We start from the raw sequence: 23,624 nt of genomic DNA, 5'->3' as shown, positions 1-23,624 counted from the left end.
TATTAAAAAATTAACCGTAACAAAAAGTTCATTTAGCTGGGGTTAGTTAAGGTTATTTTTTAATGCATATAATTTTTTTGCTGAAAAAAGATAGAAATCGGATAGCAAAGCATAACTTGATTAACCAAACCTTTGATATATGAAATATTTTATACGCTACTTATTTATCTTCCTTTTTGCTTTTCCCTTTTTTCATCAGGCATTAATGGCCCAAAATGCTGATAAAAAGCTTAGCAAAAGGCAAACACGGATGCAGGCAAAGTTTGAAAAGTTGGCTATACACCCTTTTGTGCAAACCAGCTTATGGACAGGAGTGATACCTGTAAAAGGGATTACTGAAAATATAGATGCAAACCTGCCCTACAAACTATTATTTAGTGTAACGGTTGGTCCGACTGATTCTAGTTCAGCTAAAACGGAAAATTCAGGATTCACAGAAATAGGAAGAATCATGAATCTGCACGTTGCATCGGGAGTGCCGGCAAAAAATTTAGACGTGGTGGTATTGGTACATGGACCTTCCTTGTTTTCTTTATTAACCAACAGTAACTACAAAAAGCGCTATAAAATTGACAATTTAAACCTTCCTCTAATAGAAGAATTACAAAGTAAAGGGGTAAAGTTTATTGCTTGTGGTCAGGCTTTAAACGTTTTGAACCTTTCTATGGATGATTTAATACCCAATATAGGCTTAGCTTTATCGGCGCAAACTATGTTGTCGTACTATCAATTAAAAGGGTACATATTATATAATGAGGATAAGGCAGATTAATGACAATCGTAAAAAGCAATTTTAACTTGAATAAATAAGGCAAAGGCTACCGGATTTGAAGTGTTTATGTCGTCTCGGCATAAAAATTTTCATTTATTAAAAAATGGTTAGAATTTGAAACCTTCATTCCCTTACCTTTGCCGCAAAATTTAAAAAAACTGTCTATTTATGGCCGCTATAGGTAATATCAAGCAAATTATTGGAGCCGTTGTGGATGTGCATTTTCCCAACCAAAACGATTTGCCCGAAATTTACAATGCATTAGAAATAAAAAAGCCCAATGGCGATACACTGGTGCTGGAAGTACAGCAACATTTGGGTGAAGATAGTGTTCGTACCATAGCAATGGATGGAACTGAAGGATTGGTACGTGGTATGGAAGCTGTTGATACCGGCAAAGCTATTTCAATGCCGGTTGGTGAAGGAATTAATGGCCGTTTGTTTAATGTAACCGGTGATGCTATTGATGGTTTGCCTCAAATTTCAAAAGCCAATGGTCGCCCAATTCATAGTAAACCTCCAACATTTGAAAACTTAAGTACTGCTACTGAGGTATTATATACCGGTATTAAAGTAATTGATTTGATTGAGCCTTATGCAAAAGGAGGTAAAATTGGATTGTTTGGTGGTGCAGGGGTAGGTAAAACGGTATTAATTCAAGAATTAATTAACAATATTGCCAAAGGGCATGGCGGTTTATCAGTATTCGCCGGTGTTGGTGAAAGAACTCGTGAAGGGAATGACTTACTACGTGAGATGATTGAAGCCGGCATTATGAAATATGGTGAGGGCTTTAAGCACAGTATGGAAGAAGGTGGATGGGATTTAAGTAAAGTGAATTTAGAGGAATTGAAAGATTCAAAAGCCACTTTTGTATTCGGACAAATGAATGAACCCCCAGGTGCTCGTGCACGTGTAGCCCTAAGTGGATTAACAATTGCAGAATATTTCCGTGATGGCGATGGAACAGGCAAGGGTAGAGATATCTTATTCTTCGTTGATAACATTTTCCGTTTCACCCAAGCAGGTTCTGAAGTATCAGCCTTATTAGGTCGTATGCCTTCTGCCGTAGGTTATCAGCCTACCTTGGCTACTGAAATGGGTTTAATGCAAGAACGTATTACTTCTACCAAAAATGGTTCTATTACATCAGTACAGGCAGTATATGTACCTGCGGATGACTTAACCGATCCGGCTCCGGCAACAACTTTCGCTCACTTGGATGCAACTACGGTATTAAGCCGTAAGATTGCCGACTTAGGTATTTACCCTGCGGTTGACCCATTGGATTCAACTTCTCGTATTTTAACGCCTGCCATTGTAGGTGATGCACACTATGATTGTGCTAACCGTGTGAAATTAATTTTACAACGCTATAAGGAGTTGCAAGATATTATTGCAATTCTCGGTATGGATGAATTAAGCGATGAAGATAAATTAGTAGTTGCCCGTGCAAGAAAAGTGCAGCGTTTCTTATCACAGCCTTTCCACGTGGCAGAACAGTTTACCGGTTTAAAAGGGGTGTTTGTAGATATTAATGATACTATTAAAGGCTTTAATATGATTATGGATGGCGCCGTTGATGAATATCCTGAAGCTGCCTTTAACCTGGTAGGTACTATTGAAGACGCCATAGAAAAAGGTAAAAAATTATTGTCTCAGGCTCGTAGCTAATTCAAACATTGTTAATTGGAAACTAAGATTTATGCAATTAGAAATATTAACACCTGAAAAGAAAGTATACAGCGGTAATATTTATGGCATACAACTACCGGGTATTTCAGGTTTGTTTGAAGTGCTTGACAAACATGCGCCAATGGTAAGTGCATTAACCAAAGGAAATATTAAAGTGCTAGTTGATAAGCATAAAACAGAACACTACGCTATTACCGGGGGTTTTGCTGAGGTATTAAATAACAAAGTAACCGTTTTGGTTGAAGGGGTTCATTAAAACACTTTTCTTTATTAAATATTATAATTTAAAAAAACACCCTTTTGGGTGTTTTTTTAATCTGTTTATAATAGTAGTGTCAATAAAATCTTAAAACCCTGCGCTTGTGTTAACTATTCACAACCTATTCAATCTAATGCTTTCGATAATGATTAAATTTACATCATAAAATTTTCCTGTATGAAACAAACTAAAAAATGGGCATTTAGTTTTATTGCACTGCTGGTTTTGGGTTTGGTAAGTTGTACCAAAAACAGTGCAGTAAATAACTTAAGTAATGCCGATACACGTATTTATATCACCCAAAGAGATTCAACTGTTAATTTCAACAACTACAAAACTTTTAGCATTAACGATTCTATCACGGTTATTAATAATGGGCAGACTTCTACCTCGCTTACTCCAACAGGTCAGGCATTTCTTGATGCCATTAGTAAGTATATGCAACAGGCGGGTTACACATTAGTGTCGAAATCCAATAATCCAGATTTAGGTATCAATGTAACATATATAAATACAACTACTACTGGCATAATTGATTACAGTAGCTATTACGATTATTATGGAGGTTATTATGATCCTACTTACTGGGGATATGGTGGTTATGGTTATTATTCTCCATACTTCTATGGCACATATCAAATTAATTCCGGTGCACTTTCAATTGACATGTTAGACCTGAAAAATGCAGCCGCTAATGGTAAAATAAAGATTATATGGAATGGTTTAATACGTGGAGAAGGCATAGCTGATGCTACTACAGCCGATAGTCAGGTACAGGCATTATTCAGTCAGTCACCATACATAAAAGCAAATTAATGGTGGTTCTATTTATAAACATAAACAAAAGTATTATATGAAAAAATATATTATACCTATTGTTATATTGATGTGTTTAGCATCAATAAATTCAGTAATGGCACAGCGAGGTGTTGTTAAGTTAAATGCAGGCTATAATGTTGGTTTGCCACTTGGCAATTTTAAGTCTAATTATGTTTCTAACACTTCACCACGAGGAATTATGGGCGACTTGTCGCTTGGTTTAAATAATAAATTTGCTGTGGGCCTGGGCTTTGGCTTTCAAGACTTTTATCAGAAATATCCAAGAGCTGTGTATGATTTAGCACCCAATCAACAAATCTCTGCTATATTATCTAATTCCATACAAGTGGTACCTGTATTGGCTAAATTTACTTATACTCCTTTCTTAGGCACCTCTAAACTAATACAACCCTATGCTTCAGTGGGTGCAGGTATTAGCTTTGTAACTTATAATCAATACTTAGGTGAGTTTTCATCCGATAACACTTCCGGTGGTAAATTTTCTGCCATGGCTGATGCAGGAATTGATTTACCTTTTAGCAGATACAATTCAAATGTTGCTGCAAAAATTGGTGTATCATACAACTATACCAAATTTGGTATGAGCGATGCTTCGAATATTAATATGGTAGGCATACATGCAGGGCTCATTTTTCAATTGCATTAATCTGTTTTTTCATACAAATTTGCAATTGTATATACAGCTATTTCTGAATGGGAATAGCTGTTTTTTATTGCTAAATTATGGGTTATGCGATAACTGAGGCTTTTTTCTGGCTTTTACTGTTCTATGTGAATAGTTTTTTGATAGTACACTAATGTTTCCATCCACTTCTAAAATAGCCAAGTCAACATCTTCAATTTTGTCTACTCCATGCTCTCTAATAGCACTTTTTAATTCATCTATACTGAACATTGATTTTCTTAGTCCCTCTCGTAATATTATACCATCATGTATTAGTAATATTTTTTCCCCTTGCACTATTTTGCTGAATAATGGTGAAGTTCTTAATATTAATTTTAAAACATAATTGCTAATAAATAAGCCACATGCTGCTGCAAATCCACCTTGTAGTGTTGTATTATCACCAACCATTGCATTTTGTACGCTATTGCTAATTAATAAAATAAAAACAAAATCAATTACCGATAGCTGCGATAATTCCTTTTTACCAAAAATCCTAATAGCTGTAATTATAAATAAATATATGGCAGTTGATTTGGCTGCAATAATTAAATAGGGGGGTAGCATGTTAAATGTTAAATGTTAAATGAAAAGCAATTTAATCTATTGGACATTGATAAAAAAATAGAGAAACTTGATAATGGTTTCTAGTAACTAATTGTCTTCTAACACAATACCATTTTTAAGTACTTTTTTAATGTTTACCTCTAAATCAAAGATTACAAGATCAGCTTTCTTATTCAAGGCAATAGAACCAACCTCATGATCAATTCCTGCAATTTTTGCTGGCGTAGTACTCATCATTTTAATAACATCTACTAAATCAATACCTGCGTCTTTCCACATAGTTTTTACTAAAAGATTAGTAGTAGCTACACTACCTGCAAACGAAGTTCTATCTGGTAGTTTTGCCACTCCATCCTCAATAATTACTTCAACACCATCATCTAATCTGCCTAAGATACTTTTAGTTACTTCTGTTCCAGCAGCGCGCATTGCATCTGTAATTAGTGCAATTTTATCGGGACCTTTAATTTTATAAACTAATTGTAAAAGTGGGGCAGGAAGATGTTTGCCATCTGCTATAATTTCTACATATAAATTTTCATTTAAAAAAGCTGCTTCTATGGTCCCTGCATATCTATAAGCTTTTTTTCTAACAACACCATTCATAGCAGAATATAAATGAGTAATCAAATTATAACCGTTTTTGAAGGCTAAAACTACATCATCATACAATGCATTTGTATGTGCAATAGCAGCGATTATTTTTTTTTCAGATAACAATTTTCCCAGCATTAGCGCCCCTGGAAGTTCAGGGGCTATACTCCATCGTTTTATATATTCCTCAAATAGTAATATGTTTTCTATCTCCTTTATATCTGGATTTCTAATGTATTTTGGGTTTTGAGCCCCTCTTTGTTCCATCGCAAAATATGGACCCTCAAGATGCAAGCCTAAAAATGTAACCTTTCTAAAATTTGATTTTTTAAAATCTTTGTAGCACCTTAGTATATTTAATATTTGTTCTTTACTGCCTGTTAAAGTAGTAGGCATTAAAGTTGTAGTTCCATATTTTAAATGCGTGCATGCTATCATTTCAAATGCTTCTGGTGTTTCGTCCATAAAATCATATCCACCGCCACCATGAACGTGTAAGTCTATGAAACCCGGTGCTACGTATAAGTCATTGCAGTTTATAATAATATCTATTTCTTCATCATGTACATTTTCACCAATTTTAATAATAATTCCATCCTCTATTAATACATAGCCATTTTTTATTATTCCATTATAGGTAATAATGTTTCCATTAATTATAGCTATTCGCATAAAATTTTTATTATAAATTACAGAGCATAGATGCCGAATCAAAATCTAAATATATATCACAGAAATCGTGATTTTGTAAAATACTTGCAGGATAAAGATTGCTTACTTTATTTTGGAAACAGTTTTTTATTGCCAATGCTTTTCTTTTATCTGGTACAGAACAAACTATGTTATTAGATTTCATGATCTGTTTAATTGACATGCTAATAGCTTGTTGCGGTACTTCATTTATATTTTTGAACCATCCCTCATTCATTTGTTGGTTTCTACAAGCATCATCTAAATTTACAATAATATACGGATCATTCACTTCAAAATTAGCTGGTGGATCATTGAATGCAAGGTGTGCGTTTTCACCTATTCCAACCAAAGCAACATCAATTGAATATTCTTGAATTAAATGCGATATTCTAATACATTCTTCTGTTGCATCCCTTTCTCCATTTATTAAATGAACTTCTTTTAATTTTGGCACTTTATTTAAAAAACGTTCCATTAAATATCTTCTAAAACTTGCTGGATGACTTTCTTTGATACCAATATACTCATCTAAATGAAACATAATTACTTTATTCCATTCAATTTCTTTATCTTTTATTAAATATTCTAAAGTATTAAATTGGCTTGCGCCAGTTGCCAGAATTATATTTGCAGCATTTTTTTCTCTTATTGACTGTTTGATTAAAGTTGCTGCCTTTTCTCCTGCAATTTTTCCCAGTAAATTGCTGCTTGATAAAATGTGTATATTCATTATTGTTTAATTTATAATTAATTTTGAATTTGTCTTATACCTTTTAGAAAGAATTGTATGACTTTCCTTAAATTCTTTTTTTTCAGATTCTGTAATTATATTTCCATGAATGTTTTTTGGATTTCTTATTATGATTTTTGCATTACTTAATGCTGCCGCAGTAACAATATTGCCCCAATTTAAAATACCTTTTAAATGTATAGACATATTGTAATAATCAAAATTTTGATTTGCTTTAAATAAATAGCTTATAGGTATATCGTCTAACTCAATAGTTTTAATTTTATTAGGATGAATAGCAGATAGAAATAATATTGCCAACCCTGCTTCTTTTCTGCCTGTCAATTCAATATCTGCAAATGAGTTTATTTTTATAATGGTATCTAATTCAGCAACCATTTGCATAACCCATTCACCTATTAACGTTCTGCCAATCCAACACAGAGATCTAAATAGAGTATGGTATGCTATCATTTGCCCATCAAAATAATCAGCTATAGAAGATTTATTTTCTCCGAAACCATAAAGATCCATTTGTATCATTGAATTATTATCAATCCTTTTCGTTTTATTATTTTTATTTAAAGTAGAGATGTCATTGCAAGTCCATTCAATACAAATATTTTTTTGATACTTCATAGAAGAATATTTTTCTGATCTGTTTTGAAAATTTTCTGTTAATGCTACTGTATTAATATTCAGTATTTCTTTAAGTTTTTCGCGTTTTTCTTCCGGATTAAATGTTTGTGATAAATTATTTTGCTGCAATAAATTACTTTCAATTTCTAAGAATTTACTTTGAGTAATGATTTCACTTACTCTCTTTCCTTTTGCAAATACACTTAAATCACTTTCACTAAAACATTTTTCAGATATTTCGAGTTGAAGTTTATTAGTCGATTTTTTTAGATGTTGATTAAACCATATTAACATTGCTTTTTGCATATCTAAAGAATACTCATGCGCATTATTAAATATTTGAACCTGAAAGAAAGAATCAGAATTATATAATTTATATATTTTCCCTGCATTGCTTGCAGTTTTAACCATTTCATGTGCACTAAATGCTGCATGTGTTTCTTGAAGTGCATTAAATATATTTAAAGCCCTTGGAGCAATTAGTCCTAATACTTGAAATTCTTCACAAAATGTTAAGCCGTCCGGTAATAATTCGCAAATACAATTATGCTCCATTACAAATGCTTCAAATGTTCCTACACTAACTACAGGTACTACAGCTTTTATTCTTTCATCTATTGCTGCTAACCACATGGCTTGATTTCCACCACCACTTTCTCCTGTTACTCCAATATTATTACTATCAACGAAATGTAAACTTGTTAATAAATCTATACATCTTATATTTTCTGTAATTTGAATACCGAGTAATGTTTTATTGATATTAAAAAGGGCTGTTCCTTTATTAGAACCATGATAATCTGATTCTCCGTGTATTTCTGATCGTTCTCCTGAACCAAATGTATCCATGCACAAACAAACAAATCCATTACTGGCTAAAAGGTGCGCCCTGTTTTGAATAGTTGAATCTAATCGTCCGTCTTTAATATGACCATGTAAATTAATTACTGCCGGAAATGGTCCTTCACCTTTGGGTATATATAAGTTAGCAGTGGCATAAACATTAGGGAGAGTATTAAAATATATATTCTGTATGGTATAGTTTTTCGTTTCTAAAATTTTAGATATATTTATCTTAATTGGTATATTTTTATAAAATTCAATGCCTGCTTTTTTTATAATTTCATTATATATAAATTTCTTTTTATTATTCCAGTCTGCTAAACTTGTAGGTGGTGTAAATTTTTTGCTTAAATGATTAGCTTCTTTTTTAAGTTGAATGTATATATTGTCCGTTTTACTTATTGGTGGTTCTATTAAATACGTTTTGTTTTTTATGCTAATATCTTGATACATTTCCCCTAACTTTATTTTTAAGTGCTTATTTACCTATTTTAAAACCCTTAATCGAAAAAAATAAAATAATTGAATACGCTGGGAATATGCATAGAAAAAAGGCTAATTTATAGCCTATGTGAGGTATATGTTTTAGTGTTGCAAAAATTAATGGTATTAATGCACCACCTGCTATTCCCATTATTAATAGAGCTGCACCTATTTTAGTTTTTGATCCTAAGCCATCTATTGCAAGTGGAAAAATTGCTGGCCACATTAATGAATTAGATAATCCTAACATTGCAATAAAAAAAATGGCTAAATAACCATTCGTTAAATAGATGGCTATTGATAAAATAATACCTAATAAGGCACATAGTTTTAAAGCGCCTTGCTGAGAAATATATTTTGGAATAGTTAAAATACCAAATATGTAACCAATTAACATTCCACTCAGCGTAAATGATGTAAAATATTTGGTTTCATTGAATGGCATTCCCATTGCATTTCCATAAATTCCGATAGCATCACCTGCTAATACTTCTGTTCCTACATATAAAAAAATACTTAATACACCGAGCCAAAGATGCGGATAATAAAAAATACTTTTTGTTGTTGCATTTATTTCCGAAGTATTATTACTTTGCTTAGAATCCCTAATTTCCGGTAATGCGGAACGAAAAATTAAAACAGCAAGTGAAAATAGAATAACTGCCATTATTATATAAGGAACTTTTATTTTATTGGCTAATTCTGTAAGTATCAATGTTTTTTCAGATAAACTTGAATTGTTTATTAGTTTTTTTTCAACACTTTCAATATTTCCTAACAACAGTGTACTTAATATTAATGGGCTAATTACACCAGCTAATTTGTTACTAATACCCATGATGCTAATTCTTTTGGCGGCACTTTCAATGGGTCCAAGGATGCTTATGTATGGGTTAGCTGCAGTTTGTAAAAGTGCAAGTCCGGCTCCTTGTAAAAACAATCCAGTCAAAAAAAAGGAAAAGTTTCTCGAAGATGCAGCCGGCAGAAATATCAAAGTGCCAAATGTCATTATTAATAAGCCAAATGCCATTCCATTTTTATATCCCGTTTTTTTTAAAATAAAAGATGCCGGTATTGCTAAAAAAAAATATGCCATATAAGAGGCTGTTACTACAAAGAATGCTTGCGTGTCTGTTTGCAATTCACATATAATCTTTAAAAATGGAATGAGCGTTCCATTTAACCAGGTAATAAATCCAAATATGAAAAATAATACACCAATAATAAAAATAGCTTTGGTATTTATTTCTTTTGAAATTGTTTTTGTATTCATGTAATACAATTATGTTAATTACAGTTTGTTTGGTTTAAATAGTGTTAGCATTTCTTGGTTATACCAATTTATGTTCAATCTTATGTCTGGCACATTGTTCATCCAGTTTTGTTCATGTTCAATAGATATTTGGCCACTATAGCTTTGATTTTTTAATTCTGAAAAAATAGCTTTTAGGTTAATTATACCATCTCCCAATATCATATTATTAGCATCAATTTTATTAAAAGCGTCAACATCTTTTAAGTGTATATCGGCAATTTTGCCTTTTAAAAGTTGAATACATTTTAAAGGATCCAAGCCACTTCTTGCCCAATGTCCAATATCTGCGCATGCAAATATGTTTGGATGATGTATGGATGCAGCCAATACTGAATCTGGATGCCAATATTGAGCTGGTTTGGGGTGATTATGAATAGCAATTTTAATCCCATATATTCCGGCTAAACTATCTGCATAGTCTAAGTCTTGTTTTCTTGGTTCCGCTGTTAATATTTGTATTCCTAGTTCTTTAGCAAATACAAATACTTTTTTCCATTCATTTTTATCGGTTGGATTTAGTACGCCAAAACCAATCAGTTTCATTTTTTTATTTTTTAGAAAGGCTTTCACAAAACTTTTTGATGTTTCAGACATATTTATATTAAATGAATCGCGGTATACCCCCCCAATGGGTTGTCCGGAATAGGCTTCTAAATTCACTAATTTACAGCTGTCTGCCTTTTCTATTGCTGTAATAAAAGGAAAAAGATGGAATGTCCATAACTGAATACCTAAATTCCATGGTGGTGTATTGATAGAGTCATTATTATGACTCAGATTTGTATTACAGGATATATTGAATATTATCAAAAAAACTAGTGATACAGGGAAGGTGTTTTTAATTTTTTTTTTCATGACTAATTTATAAATTTCTTTTTTTTAATTCGTTTACTGCATAATTAGCTGCTCTTGCAGTAAACGCCATGTAGGTTAATGATGGATTCTGACATGCAGACGAAACCATAAATGATCCATCTGTTACAAATACATTTTTGGCGTCCCAAACCTGATTGAATTTGTTTAGTACCGAATTTTTAGGATTAGAACCCATTCTTGCAGTACCCATTTCATGAATGGCTCTTCCAGGAGCCCCAGCATTATCGTTAGTTTGAATATTTTTAACACCTATTTTTTCTAGCATTTCAGCAGCATCATTTAACATGTCCTTTCGCATACTAAATTCATTTTCTTTAATTTCACAATCAATTGCTAAAATTGGTAAACCCCATTTGTCTTTATTACTTTTATCTAGCATAATTTTATTATCATGATAGGGTAACATTTCTCCAAATGCGCCTATACCAAATTTCCATTTGCCGGGTTCAGATAAGTTTTCTTTTAAATTTATTCCTATAGAATATTCTGCAACATCTCTATTCCATCCTTCTCTGCTTGCACTTCCCTGATAGCCGAATCCACGTAAATAATTTCTTTTATCCCCGAATAAATTCCTAAAACGTGGTATATAAATTCCATTAGCCCTTCTTCCGTAATAATATTTATCTTCAAATCCTTCTATTTCTCCTGAAGCATCAATGCCAACATGATGATCCATCAGATTATGTCCTAATTCTCCAGAACTGCTTCCTAAACCTTCGGGCCAAATTTCATTAGCTGAGTTCATGAGTATCCAAGTACTATTTAGTGTAGAAGCGTTTAAGAAGATAATTTTGGCATTGAATACATAGGTTTTATTATTTAGTGCATCAATTATTTCTACACCTGTTGCTTTTTTTTTGTCTTTATCATATAATATTCTAGTTACAATACTCCATACTCTAATTGTAAGATTTTTGGTTGCTAATGCAGCTGGTAGAGTTGACGATTGTGTGCTGAAATAGCCCCCAAATGGGCATCCTAGTGCGCACTTATCTCTATACTGACATTTAGTTCGTCCTGGCAAATTAATGGTGAGGTTAGCTGAACGACCAATGATCATTGTTCTTTTATTTGAATAATAGAATTTTAATTTTTGTGAAAGCTGTTTTTCAACAATATTCATTTCCATTGCAGGTTGAAAAATTCCATCAGGCAATTGTGGTAAATTTTCTTTCGATCCATTGATTCCTGCAAACTTTTCAACGTAATCATACCATGGCGCAATTTCTTGATATCGTACTGGCCAATCAATAGCTATTCCATCTTTTAAATTTGCTTCAAAGTCATAATTACTCCAACGATAACTTTGTCGCCCCCACATAATTGATCTTCCTCCCATTTGATAACTTCTAAACCAGTCGAAGGGCTTAATTTCTTTATAGGGACAATCTTGTTCATTTGGCCAATAGTCCATAATATTTTCATCCATTAGGTAATCTCTACTTAAAACCGGATAGGCTTTTATCATAGCTTGCGTTCTCTCTCCTCTATGTGGCCAATCCCAAAATTCTTTATTAGCGTTTACATAGTCTTTTATATGTTCAAAATTTCTCCCCCTTTCTAGTAATAATACTTTTAAACCTTTTTCTGTTAATTCTTTAACTGCCCAACCACCTGAAATTCCGCTTCCAACTACAATAGCATCAAAAGTATTGTTCTCCATAAATATTTAATTTATTATAAAATATAATAAAGTTTATTCCTAATAAAATTTTTAAAATATGGTATCATTTCTTCATATTTTTCAAGTAATACCATTTGATTCTTAGCCCGATCAAAATTTTGAAGCGGATAATTTGTAGCATAATATTTGTTATCTTCTAGATAATCGGTTAAGAACCTTACAGCTTGCATGTAAATCATAAATTCACCAGAAAAAACAAATTCGTTTAACTCTTCTTCTATTAATGAATTTTTCATTTGTTCTAAATATCCTTCTGCTATTGCTTTGAAATATTCAGAACGAATATTAATTTTAGTGGTATCTATCTCATTTTCATCAGCCTGTGATAGATATGTTCGCATCATATCACCAACATCACTTATGTAATAGCCGGGCATAATAGTATCTAAGTCAATTATGCAAATGGCTTTATTATTGACGTCAAATAAAACATTATTTATTTTAGTATCATGATGAATAATTCTTAATTTTAACTTTTCTTTTGTTCTTATCAAATTATAATGTTCTACTAAATAATTTTTATTCGCTATTTTTTGAATTAGATATTTTGCTTCTTTTTTCTTTTCAATTTTTGTTTTTCTAAGTACTTGTTCAAAATTTTGATATCTTAAAGTAAGATGGTGGAAATTTGGTATAGTTGGCTTTATTTTACTAATATCTACACATGTGCATTGGCTTGTAAATTTTCCAAATTGCCTTGCAGCTTCATATGCTAAATTTTCTTTTTCAATTGTGTTATAAGAATATGAGTTATTAATATATTCATATGCCCTATAATATTCATTTTGAATATAAAAAAGGGTTTTGCCAAATGGGTTGCTTAGTGGCTTTGTAAATATGTACTCAGGATAATTCTCTGAAAAATAATTTGCAAGTATGTTAAGATTGTGATCTATGTATTCTGGGTTTTTAAAAATATTTTTATTAATTCTTTGAACTATAATCTTATTTGTTTTAAGATTTACTAACCAAGTATTATTTACTAACCCACTTCCAAAGGATTGAATTTTTACTATTTCATTTTCTAAATTTAATTCCTTTAATACTAGTAATACATGTGCTAAATCGTTCATTATTTTAACTTTGTAATGAATTTAAATTTACCACGATTAAACTAGAATTTGCTTGGCAAACGTTTGTGTAAAAAATTTAAATATGTTCATTTTAATCGTATTCTATTAGTTTCGAGTCTAATATTATTTTATAAAAAGCATTATTCTCAATTGTTTCTTTAAACTTATTATTTATTATATCTAACAGTATTTCTGTAGCTTTTTTCCCTTGTAAAAATGGGAACTGCTCTACCGAGGCATCGGGCTTATATTTTAAAAATGGCATCATTGGCAAATTCGCATAACTAACTATGGAAATTTTATGTTCTTTGTTAATATTTTCTAACTCCTGCATAATATCTAATGCCAAATTATCATGAAAAGCAACAATTGCGCTTACTTTTCTTTTATTTTTTAGAATATTTTGTAATGCATTTATATTCCCTTTTTTTGTTAAATCTGAATTAACTACGAGTGATGGATCAAATTTTAATCTGTTTTTGAGTAAAGCTTTTTGATAGCCATCTAATCTTTCTTTTGATGCAGTCAGTTTTTCAGGCCCATTAATTAAACCAATTACTCTATGTCCTTTTTTTAGAAGATAACTTACAGCTTGAATACTACCTGATATCATGTTACATGATACTGTGTGTATATCTTTCATGTTAGGTATACAATCAAAAAATACAATTGGGATATTATTTATTTTTAGTTTTTCAAAATGTTCATAGCTATTGGTATTTTTTGCCATTGAAATTATTAAACCATCAACCCTATGTTTGCGCATTGATTCAACTAGCATAATTTCACGTTCTATGCTATCTAGTGATTGCCCTAATAATACCACATAATTATTTTCTATAGCTACTTCTTCAATTCCACTTATTGCAGCAGGGAAAAAGGACTCTGCTAAGTGTGGCAAAATTACTCCAATAGTAAAAGTTCTACCTTGTTGTAAAAAAACCGCTGTTTGATTAGGTTCATAACCCATTTCTTCAGCTAGTTTTTTTACTTTAAGTTTTGTTCCCAAGCCTATGCTTGGATGATCGTGTAAGGCTCTGGAAACTGTTGAAAATGATATATTTAGCTTTTTTGCTATTTCTTTTATAGTAGGCATTCCTTTTGTCATAATTGAATTTTCCTATTACAATATAAATAAATTTTTTAGTATTGTTGTAATAGTAACGGGTAATATTTTTCAAATAAATTAGTTGCTATTTTAATGCTGCTTCCTACAGTACTATTGTTGTAATTATTATTTTGTAGAACCCATTTCCATTCCCAGTCTTTGATTTTTTCTTCAAATTCATTTTGTTTCAAACTTTCGTCATAATTATCCCAATTCTCTTTTAAAAACTGAAAATATTGTTGCCACCTTTGTTTGTAAAAGTCTTTTATTAAACCCGCCCATTGTTTATTAGCATAATCATGTGTTCCTGAATTTTTATCTCCCCATGTAGTAATGAGATTTCTGGCATTTCTTTCAAATATTAATTTTTCATTTTTTGTATTTCCCATTTTTTTGGCATTATTTATCCATGAACCCAACAAAAAATCCGTTCTTGTTTGTAACAAATTGTCTAAATCATCTAATAAGTTTAAATATTTTACTGTGAGGTGGTTAAAATGCTCTAAATTTTTTTCTTTGAATGATATTGCAATTTGCTGTTGTAAAGTATCTGCATAATTGGCTAATACTTGTCTTGTAATATCTACAAGGTCATATCTAAATCCATCGCTATTTTTTAATTGCGCTATGTTTTCAATAAAAATTTTCCATACCGGTAGAAGTTTTTTTGGATCATAATGTAAGGTTGTGTAAGTCCATATAGCATCTTTTTTCAGTGTAGGCCTTCCGGTAATAATTGATTCAGGTGCTCCCTCCGTATCTCCACCATTATAAACTGTTTTCCTAAGGATTTGCCAAGCGCTATCTATCTGATTGTTTGTTTTTCCATATCTATTTGTTGCATAGTTTTTAAGCCAATTGTTTAGTTCGATAGGTTCATCGCGCCAAATATTTTCTAGCATTAGTGCATACATTACAGGATTTTGTTCTATACCTTCCGGAGTTAATCCTATTCCACTTAAGTTTTTACTAAGTGGGTTTTTTAATGTTTTTGAGGGTAAGATAGCCACTGTGTCCATTTTCCCATACATGCCAATGTTTCCTCCGAAATTATGCAGCATACACCAAATCCATTTTTTTCCATAATATGCTTCTGTTTTGTTCCAGATAGGCCTTGTTTCACTCCATAAATCTAAAATAATCATATTATTATTTTTTATTCCGTTCAATAAAGCTTTAATTTGTTTAGGTTGCCAAAATTCCGGGGCATTTACAAATAGCCAACCTTGCATTACCCAAATGGCATTTGAATCTACAGTTGCCATTGTTTGGTATACGGTTGTACTTAAATTATTTAAGTATAAAGAGTCGTTAGTAGGAGGAATATTTTCATTAAAGGTATCTGCTGAGTAAAAATGATTGGTGCCAAATATTTTTTTTTGCAGTTTTAAAAATTTTGTGCCTATAATTTTAAATAAAGAATCATTAGGATCTAGTATTGATACATCATCATAACCAGGGCCCCAATTTACTTTTTTTATATTTGCATTTGGGTATATACTCTTAAATGAATTAGGTACATGACCTGTAAATGCAGGTAGTATTGGCATCATATCAAGTGCTCTTTCTCTTTCTAATATTTTTCTTTGAAGTATCTCCATTTTTTTTAACCAACTGTAAGGCAATGGCCCACCCCACTTATCAATATTGTTCATCCAAAACCAACTAGAATAAGCTGGACCTGTAAAGTAATCTTTTAATTGAGCTTCGCTAAAACCCATCGATCTGTATAATTGGTGCCAAATTATATTTTGTCCAATAATGGCCAGTGGCATATTAATTCCATTTAAAGCCATCCAGTCAATTTCTTTTTCCCAGCGTTCCCAATTCCACCACGTCATGGTATAATTATTGGTGCAATAATTTAAATAATATCTGTATTGATAAGGAGTATTGCATGTAATTTTCTTTGCCAACTTTGGCAGTATTTTGGGCAATTTTAAATTGCTGCCATTCCAACTAATACTACAATGTGTTATATTCTTTAAATAATAATACAATGCACTAGCAATACTTACATTGTTATTACCAATTAGAAGTATCTTATTTTTTTTTGTAGTTATTTCAAAAAAATCGTTTCCGGATAATTTTTTTTTGTATTCAACATCAAAAAATGATGCTTTCTCCGGAATAGTTCTTTTAATTAATTGTAAGATGGCTTCTCTGTTTTGGGCCTTAAGATGTTGAGATAGTATTATTATTGATATAAATAAATATAACTTTTTCATTATAGTGATTGTTTTATACAATAAAAAGTTCCGAAATAGAAATAACGGAACTAATTGCCTTATGAAAAAAACTGGGAAAGTATTTAATAATCGTCGTTAATAGCGAAAGTATTTTTCCTTGTTTTCCATGCGCCTTTTGTAAAATCTGGAATATCTTGTAAAGTTCCACCCTGGGCAATAGAGGTTCTACTGATTGGTGTTATAGCATACCAGGTGGCTAAGTCATAAACATCTAAAGGAAAATCTATATTTCTTTTTACGCATTCTACAAAAGCATTATCAACAAAGAAATCCATTCCTCCATGCCCAGAGCCTACTGCTTCATTTGCATATTTTTTCCAAAGTGGATGGTCATATTCTTCCATATATTTTGTAGGATTTTCCCAACTTTCAGCGGGGCTCTTATCTTCAAAATATATCAAACCTTTATCAAATTGGCCTGCAGAAAATTCTTGCCATATACCATTTGTACCTTGTACTTTAAAGCCTAAATTATAAGGCCTGGGTGAAGAGGTAGACAATGTTAAAACAATGGTTTGACCATTGTGCGTTTGTATTTGTGTAGTTACAATATCTCCTTGCTTAAATTTTAGTTTTGCATTTGGACTATTAGGCCCACCTAACGGATTTTTAGCAACATACCTATTAAAGCCCTTTGCAGGTGTTGCAATGCTAGATAATTTGGTTAGTCTATTTCCTCTATTTATATCAATCATCATTGCAACTGGACCTAATCCATGTGTTGGGTAATTGTCTTCATTTTCTTTAACATAATATTCAGTTCTCCATTTAGCTGAACCTTTTGCTGTAGGCCCAAAATTTACGCCAGAACAGCATTTGTCTGCGGTATTAAATAATTCTGCTCTTAAATCATGTTGATAACCTCCTTCTACGTGCAATACATCTTCAAATAATCCTTTACGAACCATATTTAAAACGGCCATAATATCTCTTCTGTAACATACATTCTCTAAAATCATGACAGGGGTTTTTGTTTTCTCATAAGTATTTACAATATCCCAACAATCTTGAAGATGTAATGCTCCGGATACTTCTAAACCAACTGCAATTTTGTTTTGCATGGCATATATAGCTTGCGGAATATGCCATTCCCATGGTGACGCAATTATAACTGCGTCAATATCTTTTCTATTTAAAAGCCTTTTGTAATCATTTGGCCCATTGCCATATGCCTTAACTGGGCTTTTACCATATTTTGCCATTACTTCTTGAGCTGTAGCAATACTATTTGCATCTGGATCTGCAATTGCTATCACGTTAACATCATTCCTTTTTAGCATTTGTTCTAAATGCAACTTTCCTCTTGCTCCAACCCCAATTATTGAAATATTTATTTTTTCTTTTTTAATGGATGCAAATGAAAAAATAGGGTTGGAAAAAAGTGTAATTCCTGCACCAGTCAAAGTGGCGTTTTTAATAAATTTTCTGCGGTTATACATTGCAATCGTATTTTGATTTTAAATAAATAGCGTAAACTTATTCCAAATTCTTTCATGTAGAGCATGCAAACGTTAGCGGAAGTTTTTTGATAAATTTTTGCATCTAAAACAGGAATAACAAGATTCTTTCTAAAACATAATTTTTTTTAAATGCGAATGGAATTAAATAAAAGAGTTTGTGAGTTGGTTGGCATTTTACATGCAAACGTTTGTGCAATTAGGAATTCAAACTTTTTATTTTTTTTTATTTAAATTAGATAAATTTTATTATTATTTAACAAAAACTACTGTGTTATGAGGAAATTTAGCTTCTCTCTATGCTTTCTCTTCGCGTTCTTGCTAAGTTCTACTGTAAATGCGCAAACTAGAACAGTGACGGGAAAGATTATTGATTCGGACAAGAAACCCATTTCGGGAGCCTCTGTTCTCATCAAAGGCAAAACGCAGGGAACTGCTGCTGATGCTGATGGAAATTTTTCTTTAAAAGTGCCTGATGGAAGGGTGCAATTAGAAATTACTTCGGTTGGTTTTATAAGGAAGGAAGTAAATGTAAAGCCAGATGAAAACTTCTTAACAATTGAATTAAGAAGTGACTCAAGTCAGTTAAAAGATGTAGTTGTAACGGCCTTGGGTATTACAAGGCAGGCAAAAACATTGGTGTATGCTACACAAAATGTAAAAGTATCTGAACTTACAGGCGTTCGTGCATCAGATAATGTACTCAATTCTTTACAAGGTAAAATTGCAAATGCAGTAATTAATCAAGGTTCAGGTGGCCCTGGCAGTGGTGCTCGTATTGTTTTAAGAGGTAATCGCTCTATTCAAGGAGATAATAATGCACTGATTGTTGTAGATGGTGTACCCATTGAAAATAACACCTATAGTGCTGCTGGCGGTACATTTGGTTCAATACAAGGTTCTGATGGTGCTTCTAATATTAATCCTGACGATATTGAATCTGTAACAGTTTTAAGAGGAGCCTCTGCTGCTGCTTTATATGGGAGTCAGGCAGGTAATGGCGTAATCGTTATTACAACAAAAAAAGGCTCAAAGGATAAAATTTCTGTAAATGTAAATTCAGGTGCTGTTTTTGAATCTGCCTTTTCGTTACCGAAGGTGCAAAATATATATGGACAAGGCAACAATAATGTATATGTTGATTCTTTGTTTGGCGATAGTTGGGGTGCTAAAATGACTGGTCAGTCATTTACCAATTTTTTAGGCCAAACACAAAAATATAATCCTCAATCTAATAATATTAAAGATTTTTTTCAAACAGGTTTAGGATTAAATAACTCAATTAGTGTTTCTGGTGGAAATTCAAAGGCTCAAACTTATCTTTCTTATACTAATAATTCAATTCAAGGAATTGTGCCTAAAAATGTATTGATACGTCATACTGTTACATTAAGGGTTACTAATCAAATAAGTTCTAAATTTTCTACTGATGCTAAAGTAACTTATATTAATCAAGATATTAAAAATAAACCACGTACAGGCGAAGAGAATTCACCCGTAATTGATATTTTTCAAATACCAAGAAATGTAAGTTTAGCAGAAGCACAACAGTATCAAAGTATTAATAATGTGGGAGTTGCTTCCCCAAATCCTTGGCCTTCTACATTAACTTCTATTTATCAAAATCCTTATTGGATTATTAATAATACTGCTTTAAATGAAACCCGCGATAGGATTATGGGTTTTTTATCTGCTAAGTACCAATTAACCCCTTGGTTAAGTGTAACAGGCAGAGCTAACCTAGATAGAAGTATAGATAAACTAACAGAGCAATATGCGCAAGGTACTTTATTATGGGCAAACCAGGCCGGAGGGTATTTTTCTCAAACAAATTTAGTAACAACACAAAAATGGTTTGATGCAATATTTGATGGTAGCAATAAAATTTCTGACAATATTAAAGCTAACTATCATTTTGGAGCCATTTATCAGGATAATAAATTTGATTTAGTGCAGGGCATTGCAAATGGATTAAACGTTACCAATAAATTTAGTTTAAATTATGCAACTAATCCTGCTTCATACCAAACGGGAACCGAAGTGCAAACACAAGCTGTTTTTGCTCAAGCAAACTTTTCTTACAAAGATGCTATTTACTTAGATGCTAGTATTAGAAATGATTGGGATTCAAGATTGCCTGCTCCATATGCATATCAATATTACTCAATTGGTGCATCTGCCTTACTTTCTGATTTGATTAATCTTCCGGATTATATTTCATTTTTGAAAGCTAATTTAAACTATGCCGAGGTAGGTAACGGAGGCCAATTTGGTCTATTAACTAGTACTTATAGCTATAGCCAAGGTGCCGGTAATGGGTTTTTAAGCAGAAGTACTACTTTGCCAATTCCGGGTTTAAAACCTGAAATAGTTAAAAATACTGAAGCAGGCATTGAGGCCAGATTTAATAAAAATAAATGGGGATTTACATTAACCTATTATAAAAGCAACTCATTTAATCAATTATTGCAAATTGGTTTACCCACTTCAACGGGGTATAGTACACAATATATTAATGCCGGTAATATCCAAAATCAGGGTATTGAGTTAGTTTTAAATGCTAATGCTATACATTCAAAAAACTTTAATTGGGATGTTGCTTTGAACTTTGCTTTAAACAGAAATAAAGTAATTAGTCTGAGCCCTGAATTGAAAACAGTTTATTTTGGTGATAGCCGAGCAGCTACCATGCAAATACAAGAAGGAGGCCGATATGGCGATTTGGTTGGATTTAAATGGTTGAAAGATGCCAAAGGCCGATATGAGGTAAATGCGGATGGTACACCTTTAACTTCTTATCAAACAGGTGATGCACAAGCTTACATTGGCAACTTTAATCCCAATGAAAATTTAGGATTAACCAACACCTTCAGGTACAAAGACTTTTCTTTGCGAATATTAGTAGATGGAAGAATTGGGGGGGTAATTGTAGATGGTACTGAAATGAATTTAGCCTTCAGTGGTATTCCAGCAGCAACTGCAAAATACAGAGAAGGTGGTTGGAGTTTAGGTGGTGTTGATGCCAATGGCAATCCAGTTACTACCAGTATTACTGCACAACAATTTTGGCAAACTGCTTCCGGAAAACGTTATGGGGTTGGTGATTTCTTTGCTTATGATGCAACCAGTTTCAGAGTTCGTGAACTTACTTTAGGTTATGATATCCCTTTAAAAAATACTCTTTTCATTAAAGGCGCAAGAGTTTCTGCTGTTGCCCGTAACTTATTCTGGTTATATCGCGGAGAATCATTATTAAGTATACCAGGATTAGGAAAGCGTAAAATGACATTTGATCCTGATATGAGTTTAGGCAATGGGAACTATCAAGGTATTACTTATGGTACTTTGCCTGCAACAAGATCGATTGGTGTTAATCTACAACTTACCTTCTAAACATTAAATAAGTATAATTATGAACAAATTAAATATCAATATCAAAACGGGTTTATACTTATTGTTTTTTGCATTGGTTGTCAATATCAGTGCCTGTACGAAAGACTTTAAGTCAATTAATACTGATAAAAATACAATAGCCACAGTAGGCCCTGCAGAATTGCCCTTTCTATTTTCTAAAGCACTTTCTGCCGCACCGCATGATATGTATAATTATCAAGTAGCTCAAAATTTATTTGCAGATCAATATGCGCAATATTTTGCTTGTGAGGCTACTTATTTTCCTTCTGACAGATTAGTAATAAGGCAAGATTGGGTAGGTGCTGCATTCGACCCTATGTACACAGATGTAATGCCACAATTGCAAACTATTTTTGCAAATACAGATTCTATGTCTGCTGAATATGCTATGGCTAGCATATGGTGGGTTTATACTTTTCACAGAGTTACGGACTACTGGGGGCCCATTCCATATTTTCAGGCAGGCAAGGTTTCTACGCCATCCGTTCCTTATGACCCGCAAGATAAAATATATGACGATTTCTTTAAACGCTTGGCTACTGCTGTAGCAGTACTCAATCAACACCATGGAGAAAATCATTTTGGAAGTTATGATTTAATATATGGTGGAGATGTTGACCATTGGATTAAGTTTGCTAATTCACTTCGTTTACGATTAGCCATACGTATTTCAAAAGTAGATCCTGCAAGAGCTAAAATTGAAGGCGAAGCTGCTTATGCAGGTGGTGTTATGACTGTTAGTGCTCCTATTACCGATCCAACAGCTAACCCGGGTGGCGATGATGCACTTGTAAATAGGAGTACAAAGGGAAATGACGGTAATGGCTTGTCTATTATGTCGGATTGGAATGAGTTTAGAATGAGTGCTTCTATGGAATCAGTATTAAAGGGTTATAATGATCCCAGAATGCAGGAATATTTTCTTCCAGCAGTAAATACCAATCAGTATGATGGATTGAGAAATGGTTTAAGTGTAAACCAATTAACACAGCCTGCCAATAATTATAATAACAATTCACATGTTGGTAAAAGATGGTCTTCAACCAATGTTACTGATATCAATGGAAATGTGACCGGTTCAGCTACCTCTTTGTCTACCCGGCAAAATATTATGTGCAGTGCCGAAGTATATTTTCTTAGAGCAGAAGGGGCAATGTTGGGATGGAACATGGGGGGTACTCCTCAAACATTGTACAATCAGGGCATTACTGCCTCATTTAATCAATGGGGCATTACAGATGCTACGGTTATTAATAATTATATTAATAGTACTGCTACTCCAATTGCCCCCGGTGATTTTTTAAATTCGCCACCTATGACGAATATTCCTGTTCTTTTTAATACATCTAACCCGGCTATTCAATTAGAACAAATTATGACACAAAAATGGTTGGCATTATACCCCGATGGGCAAGAGGCTTGGGCTGATTATAGAAGAAGCCATGTATTAAAATTATATCCGGTAGTTAACTCCGATAATCCGGATATTACAAACACCTCTACGCAATGGATTAGAAGAATTCCTTTCTTATTATCTGAATACCAAACCAATGGTGCCGAGGTAACCAAAGCAGTTAATTTATTAGGTGGTCCAGATAAAGTTACCACACCACTCTGGTGGGATAAAAATTAATTTTTTTAGCTCTATTTTAAGGATTCCATCTTT

The 23,624-nt window shown here is 32.5% G+C and carries 18 protein-coding genes; 7 read left to right on the top strand and 11 right to left on the bottom strand.

The window, feature by feature from the left end; genetic code table 11:
* Nucleotides 1–139: 139 nt before the first annotated feature.
* The 5 genes from ACP5P5_RS03770 (at nucleotide 140) to ACP5P5_RS03750 (ending at nucleotide 4,212) form a co-directional block, all read left to right on the top strand.
* A complete protein-coding gene (locus tag ACP5P5_RS03770) occupies nucleotides 140–772 on the top strand; it encodes a DsrE family protein (protein ID WP_428284779.1) in 633 nt (210 codons plus the stop codon).
* Nucleotides 773–940: 168 nt separating this feature from the next.
* The gene (atpD, locus tag ACP5P5_RS03765) at nucleotides 941–2,446 is read left to right on the top strand and encodes a F0F1 ATP synthase subunit beta (protein WP_428284778.1); all 1,506 of its coding nucleotides are present in this window, start codon (nucleotides 941–943) and stop codon (nucleotides 2,444–2,446) included.
* A 31-nt stretch (nucleotides 2,447–2,477) separates the two neighbouring features.
* Entirely contained in the window at nucleotides 2,478–2,723 is a 246-nt protein-coding gene (gene atpC, locus ACP5P5_RS03760) for an ATP synthase F1 subunit epsilon (protein WP_428284777.1), read from the top strand.
* A 180-nt stretch (nucleotides 2,724–2,903) separates the two neighbouring features.
* Nucleotides 2,904–3,542 (top strand): DUF4136 domain-containing protein, encoded by a 639-nt coding sequence (locus tag ACP5P5_RS03755; RefSeq protein WP_428284776.1) that lies wholly within the window; start codon nucleotides 2,904–2,906, stop codon nucleotides 3,540–3,542.
* A gap of 37 nt (nucleotides 3,543–3,579) precedes the next feature.
* The gene (locus ACP5P5_RS03750; protein ID WP_428284775.1) at nucleotides 3,580–4,212 is read left to right on the top strand and encodes an outer membrane beta-barrel protein; all 633 of its coding nucleotides are present in this window, start codon (nucleotides 3,580–3,582) and stop codon (nucleotides 4,210–4,212) included.
* Nucleotides 4,213–4,287: 75 nt separating this feature from the next.
* Here ACP5P5_RS03750 and ACP5P5_RS03745 read toward each other — a convergent pair whose 3' ends face one another.
* From ACP5P5_RS03745 to ACP5P5_RS03695, 11 genes are all read right to left on the bottom strand, one after another.
* The gene (locus ACP5P5_RS03745) at nucleotides 4,288–4,797 is read right to left on the bottom strand and encodes a DUF421 domain-containing protein (RefSeq protein ID WP_428284774.1); all 510 of its coding nucleotides are present in this window, start codon (nucleotides 4,795–4,797) and stop codon (nucleotides 4,288–4,290) included.
* 87 nt (nucleotides 4,798–4,884) lie between these two features.
* Nucleotides 4,885–6,063, bottom strand: a complete 1,179-nt coding sequence (gene nagA / locus ACP5P5_RS03740) for an N-acetylglucosamine-6-phosphate deacetylase (protein WP_428284773.1) — start codon at nucleotides 6,061–6,063, stop codon at nucleotides 4,885–4,887.
* 10 nt (nucleotides 6,064–6,073) lie between these two features.
* Nucleotides 6,074–6,814 (bottom strand): glucosamine-6-phosphate deaminase, encoded by a 741-nt coding sequence (locus ACP5P5_RS03735; protein ID WP_428284772.1) that lies wholly within the window; start codon nucleotides 6,812–6,814, stop codon nucleotides 6,074–6,076.
* A gap of 6 nt (nucleotides 6,815–6,820) precedes the next feature.
* On the bottom strand, nucleotides 6,821–8,749 hold the full coding sequence (locus ACP5P5_RS03730; RefSeq protein WP_428284771.1) for an alpha/beta hydrolase family protein: 1,929 nt from the start codon (nucleotides 8,747–8,749) through the stop codon (nucleotides 6,821–6,823).
* Nucleotides 8,750–8,774: 25 nt separating this feature from the next.
* Nucleotides 8,775–10,052 (bottom strand): sugar MFS transporter, encoded by a 1,278-nt coding sequence (locus tag ACP5P5_RS03725; protein WP_428284770.1) that lies wholly within the window; start codon nucleotides 10,050–10,052, stop codon nucleotides 8,775–8,777.
* Nucleotides 10,053–10,070: 18 nt separating this feature from the next.
* Nucleotides 10,071–10,949, bottom strand: coding sequence for a sugar phosphate isomerase/epimerase family protein (locus ACP5P5_RS03720; protein WP_428284769.1), 879 nt, complete (start codon nucleotides 10,947–10,949; stop codon nucleotides 10,071–10,073).
* Between the two features lie 7 nt (nucleotides 10,950–10,956).
* Nucleotides 10,957–12,636: a GMC oxidoreductase gene (locus ACP5P5_RS03715; protein WP_428284768.1), complete on the bottom strand. Its 1,680-nt coding sequence runs from the start codon at nucleotides 12,634–12,636 to the stop codon at nucleotides 10,957–10,959.
* Nucleotides 12,637–12,650: 14 nt separating this feature from the next.
* Nucleotides 12,651–13,730 (bottom strand): phosphotransferase enzyme family protein, encoded by a 1,080-nt coding sequence (locus ACP5P5_RS03710; protein ID WP_428284767.1) that lies wholly within the window; start codon nucleotides 13,728–13,730, stop codon nucleotides 12,651–12,653.
* Between the two features lie 91 nt (nucleotides 13,731–13,821).
* Complete coding sequence (locus ACP5P5_RS03705) at nucleotides 13,822–14,838, bottom strand: LacI family DNA-binding transcriptional regulator (RefSeq protein WP_428284766.1); 1,017 nt, start codon at nucleotides 14,836–14,838, stop codon at nucleotides 13,822–13,824.
* Nucleotides 14,839–14,873: 35 nt separating this feature from the next.
* Nucleotides 14,874–17,066 (bottom strand): alpha-N-acetylglucosaminidase, encoded by a 2,193-nt coding sequence (locus ACP5P5_RS03700; RefSeq protein WP_428284765.1) that lies wholly within the window; start codon nucleotides 17,064–17,066, stop codon nucleotides 14,874–14,876.
* Between the two features lie 83 nt (nucleotides 17,067–17,149).
* The gene (locus ACP5P5_RS03695) at nucleotides 17,150–18,526 is read right to left on the bottom strand and encodes a Gfo/Idh/MocA family protein (protein WP_428284764.1); all 1,377 of its coding nucleotides are present in this window, start codon (nucleotides 18,524–18,526) and stop codon (nucleotides 17,150–17,152) included.
* 372 nt (nucleotides 18,527–18,898) lie between these two features.
* Here ACP5P5_RS03695 and ACP5P5_RS03690 point away from each other — a divergent pair, with 372 nt between their 5' ends.
* Together ACP5P5_RS03690 and ACP5P5_RS03685 are read left to right on the top strand one after the other, a co-directional pair.
* Nucleotides 18,899–21,937 carry a SusC/RagA family TonB-linked outer membrane protein gene (locus ACP5P5_RS03690; RefSeq protein WP_428284763.1) on the top strand — a complete coding sequence of 1,013 codons (3,039 nt, stop codon included), beginning with the start codon at nucleotides 18,899–18,901 and terminating at the stop codon, nucleotides 21,935–21,937.
* Between the two features lie 19 nt (nucleotides 21,938–21,956).
* On the top strand, nucleotides 21,957–23,591 hold the full coding sequence (locus ACP5P5_RS03685; RefSeq protein WP_428284762.1) for a SusD/RagB family nutrient-binding outer membrane lipoprotein: 1,635 nt from the start codon (nucleotides 21,957–21,959) through the stop codon (nucleotides 23,589–23,591).
* Nucleotides 23,592–23,624 lie beyond the last annotated feature (33 nt).

The sequence above is a fragment of the Hydrotalea sp. genome (assembly GCF_049968455.1).
Lineage (GTDB): Bacteria > Bacteroidota > Bacteroidia > Chitinophagales > Chitinophagaceae > Hydrotalea.
The sequence above is the reverse complement of the archived record's forward strand: the minus strand, read 5'-3'. Positions and strand labels throughout refer to the sequence as shown.

What these genes read in the sequence shown, in the direction of transcription:
- ACP5P5_RS03770 (WP_428284779.1), top strand. Translation starts at nt 140, where the DNA reads ATGAAATATTTTATACGCTACTTATTTATCTTCCTTTTTGCTTTTCCC.
- atpD (WP_428284778.1), top strand. Translation starts at nt 941, where the DNA reads ATGGCCGCTATAGGTAATATCAAGCAAATTATTGGAGCCGTTGTGGAT.
- atpC (WP_428284777.1), top strand. Translation starts at nt 2,478, where the DNA reads ATGCAATTAGAAATATTAACACCTGAAAAGAAAGTATACAGCGGTAAT.
- ACP5P5_RS03755 (WP_428284776.1), top strand. Translation starts at nt 2,904, where the DNA reads ATGAAACAAACTAAAAAATGGGCATTTAGTTTTATTGCACTGCTGGTT.
- ACP5P5_RS03750 (WP_428284775.1), top strand. Translation starts at nt 3,580, where the DNA reads ATGAAAAAATATATTATACCTATTGTTATATTGATGTGTTTAGCATCA.
- ACP5P5_RS03745 (WP_428284774.1), bottom strand. Translation starts at nt 4,797, where the DNA reads ATGCTACCCCCCTATTTAATTATTGCAGCCAAATCAACTGCCATATAT.
- nagA (WP_428284773.1), bottom strand. Translation starts at nt 6,063, where the DNA reads ATGCGAATAGCTATAATTAATGGAAACATTATTACCTATAATGGAATA.
- ACP5P5_RS03735 (WP_428284772.1), bottom strand. Translation starts at nt 6,814, where the DNA reads ATGAATATACACATTTTATCAAGCAGCAATTTACTGGGAAAAATTGCA.
- ACP5P5_RS03730 (WP_428284771.1), bottom strand. Translation starts at nt 8,749, where the DNA reads ATGTATCAAGATATTAGCATAAAAAACAAAACGTATTTAATAGAACCA.
- ACP5P5_RS03725 (WP_428284770.1), bottom strand. Translation starts at nt 10,052, where the DNA reads ATGAATACAAAAACAATTTCAAAAGAAATAAATACCAAAGCTATTTTT.
- ACP5P5_RS03720 (WP_428284769.1), bottom strand. Translation starts at nt 10,949, where the DNA reads ATGAAAAAAAAAATTAAAAACACCTTCCCTGTATCACTAGTTTTTTTG.
- ACP5P5_RS03715 (WP_428284768.1), bottom strand. Translation starts at nt 12,636, where the DNA reads ATGGAGAACAATACTTTTGATGCTATTGTAGTTGGAAGCGGAATTTCA.
- ACP5P5_RS03710 (WP_428284767.1), bottom strand. Translation starts at nt 13,730, where the DNA reads ATGAACGATTTAGCACATGTATTACTAGTATTAAAGGAATTAAATTTA.
- ACP5P5_RS03705 (WP_428284766.1), bottom strand. Translation starts at nt 14,838, where the DNA reads ATGACAAAAGGAATGCCTACTATAAAAGAAATAGCAAAAAAGCTAAAT.
- ACP5P5_RS03700 (WP_428284765.1), bottom strand. Translation starts at nt 17,066, where the DNA reads ATGAAAAAGTTATATTTATTTATATCAATAATAATACTATCTCAACAT.
- ACP5P5_RS03695 (WP_428284764.1), bottom strand. Translation starts at nt 18,526, where the DNA reads ATGTATAACCGCAGAAAATTTATTAAAAACGCCACTTTGACTGGTGCA.
- ACP5P5_RS03685 (WP_428284762.1), top strand. Translation starts at nt 21,957, where the DNA reads ATGAACAAATTAAATATCAATATCAAAACGGGTTTATACTTATTGTTT.